Annotated in this window: 5 protein-coding genes; 1 reads left to right on the top strand and 4 read right to left on the bottom strand. The window is 67.2% G+C overall.

Annotated elements, in window-relative coordinates:
• Positions 1 to 111: 111 nt before the first annotated feature.
• A complete protein-coding gene (locus NS4_RS27660) occupies positions 112 to 543 on the bottom strand; it encodes a globin (RefSeq protein WP_063062425.1) in 432 nt (143 codons plus the stop codon).
• A gap of 254 nt (positions 544 to 797) precedes the next feature.
• Here NS4_RS27660 and NS4_RS27665 point away from each other — a divergent pair, with 254 nt between their 5' ends.
• A complete protein-coding gene (locus NS4_RS27665; protein WP_174552148.1) occupies positions 798 to 1,526 on the top strand; it encodes an HNH endonuclease in 729 nt (242 codons plus the stop codon).
• A 29-nt stretch (positions 1,527 to 1,555) separates the two neighbouring features.
• Here NS4_RS27665 and NS4_RS27670 read toward each other — a convergent pair whose 3' ends face one another.
• The 3 genes from NS4_RS27670 to NS4_RS27680 all read right to left on the bottom strand — a co-directional run.
• Positions 1,556 to 2,233 carry a DUF8185 domain-containing protein gene (locus NS4_RS27670; RefSeq protein WP_063062426.1) on the bottom strand — a complete coding sequence of 226 codons (678 nt, stop codon included), beginning with the start codon at positions 2,231 to 2,233 and terminating at the stop codon, positions 1,556 to 1,558.
• 100 nt (positions 2,234 to 2,333) lie between these two features.
• On the bottom strand, positions 2,334 to 2,768 hold the full coding sequence (locus NS4_RS27675; protein ID WP_281220006.1) for an acyl-CoA thioesterase: 435 nt from the start codon (positions 2,766 to 2,768) through the stop codon (positions 2,334 to 2,336).
• Between the two features lie 41 nt (positions 2,769 to 2,809).
• Positions 2,810 to 4,499 (bottom strand): NAD-glutamate dehydrogenase domain-containing protein (locus tag NS4_RS27680; RefSeq protein ID WP_174552149.1); only part of this gene is annotated, 1,690 nt, incomplete at its 5' end.

Here is a 4,499-nt window from a genome sequence, read left to right on the forward strand (position 1 = left end):
GAGCGAGCCCACATCCCCGCTTCCACGAGCAAGCCGGCATCCCTACCCCATATCCCCAACCTTTATGGCACCGCGCCGCCCACACCGAAAGGCTGCACCACCGCCGCGGTCTCACCAGGCCGAGTTGACCAACGAGTTCGCCGCCATCTCCAAGTAGTCGAGCAACTGGCGGCGGTGCTCGTCGTCCAAGGTTTCCGGCTCGATCTCGGCGACCGCGATGCGCATACAGCGCAACCAGGCGTCTCGCTGCACCGGCCCGACCTGGAACGGCATATGTCGCATCCGCAGGCGCGGGTGACCGCGTTCGTCGGAGTAGGTGCGGGGACCGCCCCAGTACTGCTCCAAGAACATCCGCAACCGGCGTTCGGCCGGTCCCAGGTCTTCTTCCGGGTACATGGGGCGTAGTACCTCGTCGGCGGCGACCTCGCGATAGAAAACGGCCACCAGCCGGTGGAAGGTGTCCGCCCCGCCGACGGCCTCGTAGAAGGAGCGTGTGGCCTGTTCGCCGGCCGGAGTGCCCGAAGCCGTATTACCCGAAGTCATGAACCCTCTCGTTTCGCCGGATGCGCCGTCCATTGTGCCCGCGCCGGCACGGGTTCGCAGATTCGCCGCCTCCCGGGCCGGTGCGACCGCTCACACCTGGTGTTTCCGGCTCGGTGGCCGTCGCGGGTCACTTCAGCGACAGTTAACCGGCCATTGTGCAAAATAACCGTGCGCTGCCGGGCTTTCCATGGTCAACTGGGTTCTGTCTCCGCCGAGATACCACATGATCTTGAAACGCAGAATTTGGGGTCGACATGAAGCAACGGACCGGCGCCCGATCACCGGAGGCGATACGCCACCGACAACTGAAGCCCGCCGACGTCCACGCTCGTGGGTCGGGGGCTCCTCCGCTGCAACTGTTGTCCGATCACGCGGTCGACCGGCACAATGCCGATACCGCCGCTCGTTCCGATTCTCTGTCCGGGAGCGATTCCGCTCCGCACCTCGCCGCGCCGCAGCCGATCGGCTGGCTCAAGCGCCGCGTCCTGCTCCTCAACGCCACCTACGAACCGCTCACCGCGCTCACCGCCCGCCGCGCGATCGTGCTACTGGTCTGCGACAAAGCCGACGCGGTACACCACGACCCCACCGGACCGGTCCTGCATTCGGCCGGTGCCGCCGTCGCCATTCCGTCGGTCATCCGGTTGCGCACCTATGTCCGCGTTCCCTATCGCGCCCGCGTCCCCATGACCCGAGCCGCACTCATGCAGCGGGACCGCTACCGCTGCGGCTACTGCGGCGGCAAGGCCGAAACCATCGACCACGTCGTCCCGCGCAGCCGCGGCGGCGAACACAGCTGGGAGAACTGTGTGGCCAGCTGCGCACCCTGTAACCATCGCAAGGCCGACAAGCTGCTCAGCGAACTCGGCTGGACGCTACGCGCACCCCTGATATCCCCGAAGGGGCCGCACTGGCGTCTGCTGTCCACGGTCAACGAGCTGGACCCGGTCTGGCTGCAATACCTCGGCGAGGGCGCGGCCTGACACCCCGGCGGCACGGCGCCACGGCGGTCTCAGCGTTCCGTCGCCGGCGTCAGCGACAGCCCGCCGGTTCTGCGCCGGGCGACCGAACCGTAGCGGGCGTCCAACCGCAGCCAGGTGTTGCTGGCGCGCACCCGGACCAGCTCGCCCGGCGCAATCCGTCCGGAATCCGCCCGCTCCCCCGCATGCGGGATGAAGTCCATGGCGGTGAGCGCGAAAACCACCCGCATCGGCACCTGCACACGCACCTGCGCCGCGGAGACCGTCAGCACGGTCTGATCGAGCAGTGAGGCCGGTGGCCCGTGCCCGGATCCGTGTTCCTTCGCCAGGTCGGCCCCGCGTTCGGCCAATTCGACCAGGGTGCGCGCGGGCAGATCGTCGATATGCCCGAAGCCGCTGTCCGGCGGCAGCGCGCCCCGCCATGCCGAATCCAGGGAGTAACCCAGATCTATCGGTCCGGGGGTGGACAGGCCGGTCAGCACGGTGTCCGCGCCGACCGTCACATCGTCGGCGGCCAGCTCGGCAGCGACCGTCCGGGTCGCCAAGGCCTCGAAGCCGGTGGCGACCCAGGCGGCGACCAGTCCGGTGCCGCGCCGCCGCAGCCGGACCACCGCCGCCGGATCCAGACGCTGTGCCCGGGTGAGGAAGGTGGCCAGGTTCTCGCGTTCTGCCGGGTCCGATACCGTCAGGACCCGCTGGTCGGTCGTCACGATCGAACCGGCGCCGCAGACCCGCTCACGGGGTATCCATCGAGCATGAGCGAGGGCCCCGCGTGGTCACGCTCCGCTACCGCCTCCAGACCCAACTCGCTCATGCGACCAGCCACTGGGCGAGATAGTCGCGTTCGGGCCCGGTGAGCCGGCGCAGCCGCTGGGTTCGGATATCGAATGCTGCCAGTTGGGTGGTCGCGGTGACCGCCGCGGGCGAATCGGGCGCGGCACCCGCCGCCCGCACCTCGTAGGCGACGGTGAAATCGACCGCCCGCAACTGTTCGATCCACATGGCGATATCCAGCGGCGTGTCGTCGTGTCGCAACTGTCCCCGGTACTTCACGTGCAGATCCGCGAGCACACATCCGTCGCGCAGGCCGACGGTCGGCCGGTCGTCCTCGAACAGCCAGGGGATACGGGCCTCCTCCAGCAACGTCACCATCCGGGCGTGGTTGACGTGCTGGAACACGTCCATATCGGACCACCGCACGTGCACAGCGGTGTGGAACCGCCGCGGCGAGGCCGCAGCGGGTATCTCCACATCCGGACTCGCTCCGTTGCGGGGAACAGCGTTCGTCACCGTGGTACCTCCGATTGGGCGCCCACCCCACTCACCATGCTGCGCACCTGCCGCGCCGCGACCGACAGCGTGGCGAGATCGTGGGTTCCGGACTCGAACAGTTCCGCCAGCGCCGCGCGGGCACGGCCGAGCCGGGACTGATTCTTGGACTCCCAGTATGCAATCTTCTCGTCCGCGCTCTCCTCTGGGTCGCCCCCGGAGAGTACGTCGAGGGTGAGCGACCGCAGCGAACTGTACATATCGTCGCGCAGGGAGAGCCGGGCCAGCGCGTGCCAGCGGTCGCCGCGTTCCAGATGGCTGACCGCCTCCAGCAGCCAGTCGATCTTCAGATGCTCGTTCAGCGCGTAGTACAGCGCGCCGACCTCCTCGCCCGAGCGGTCGGTGATATCGGCGATATCGATGACGTCGAGCAGCGGGAAGAGATGCAGCAGTCCGAAGACCTCGGTCGCGAGATCCAGCGGCGCGCCATGGGCGACGAGGTCGGCGGCCTGATCGGTGAGCGTGGTGACATGGTGACCGCGCAACCAGCCCGGCACCTTCGGCGCGAGTTCCCGCACACCCACTCGATACCGGTTGATCTCGGCGCCGACGGCGATGGGCTGCGGGCGATTGGTGAGCAGCCAGCGCGACGGCCGGTCCAGGGTCCGTTTGGTCTCCAGCTCGAGCTGGTCGCGGACGCCCACCGTCGTATCGGCGGCCCGGATCCGGGCCCAGATATCGTGCAGGCCGAAGATATCGGTGACCGCGGCGAAGGCCCGGACGGTATCGGTCGCGGTGGCGCCGATCTCCTCACCCAGCCGGAACGTGTAGGTGATGCCGCCGTAGTCCACCACCTCGTTGGCGACCATGGTGGTGACGATCTCCCGCCGCAGACGATGTTTCTTGATCGCCGCACCGAACCGTTCTCGCAGCGGTGTCGGGAAGTATTCCGGCAGCCGGGCGGCGAAGAACGCGCTGTCGGGCAGATCGCCGGCCAGCAGGTCCGCCTTCAACGCCAATTTCACATGGGCCAGCAGATTCGCGAGTTCGGGCGAAGCGAGCCCGGTGCCCTCGTCGAGCCGGCGCTTGAGTACGGCATCGGTGGGCAGCGCTTCGAGTCCCCGATCGAGTCCGCGCTCGGTCTCGAGTTCTTCGATGAGACGCCGATGAACATTGAGCATCCGCGCCGATTCCGCCCGGGATATTCCCATCACATAGTTCTGGGACACATTGTCCTGCAGCACCATCTGCGCGACTTCGTCGGTCATTTCCGCGAGCAGCGGATTACGGTCGGCGATATCGAGCTCACCCGCCGACACCACACCGTCGAGCAGAACCTTGATGTTCACCTCGTGATCGGAGCAGTCCACACCCGCGGAATTGTCCAGCGCATCGGTGTTCATCTTCCCGCCGTTGCGGCAGAACTCGATACGCCCCAGCGCCGTCACGCCGAGATTACCGCCCTCACCGATCACCTTCACCCGCAGCTGGTCGGCATTCACCCGGACCGCGTCATTGGATTTGTCACCGGCGTCGGCATTGGTTTCCGAACTCGCCTTGATATAGGTACCGATACCACCGTTCCAGAGCAATTGCACCGGGGCGAGCAGAATGGCGCGGATCAATTCGGGTGGGGAAAGCTTGACCACATCATCGGACAGACCGAGCGCGGCCCGGGCCTGCGGACTGATGGGCACCGATTTCACC

The organism is Nocardia sienata NBRC 100364, assembly GCF_001613205.1.
Classification (GTDB): Bacteria; Actinomycetota; Actinomycetes; order Mycobacteriales; family Mycobacteriaceae; genus Nocardia; species Nocardia sienata.

Bases quoted from the DNA above. Each gene is read 5' to 3' on its own strand.
- NS4_RS27660 (WP_063062425.1), bottom strand. From the start codon at position 543: ATGACTTCGGGTAATACGGCTTCGGGCACTCCGGCCGGCGAACAGGCC.
- NS4_RS27665 (WP_174552148.1), top strand. From the start codon at position 798: ATGAAGCAACGGACCGGCGCCCGATCACCGGAGGCGATACGCCACCGA.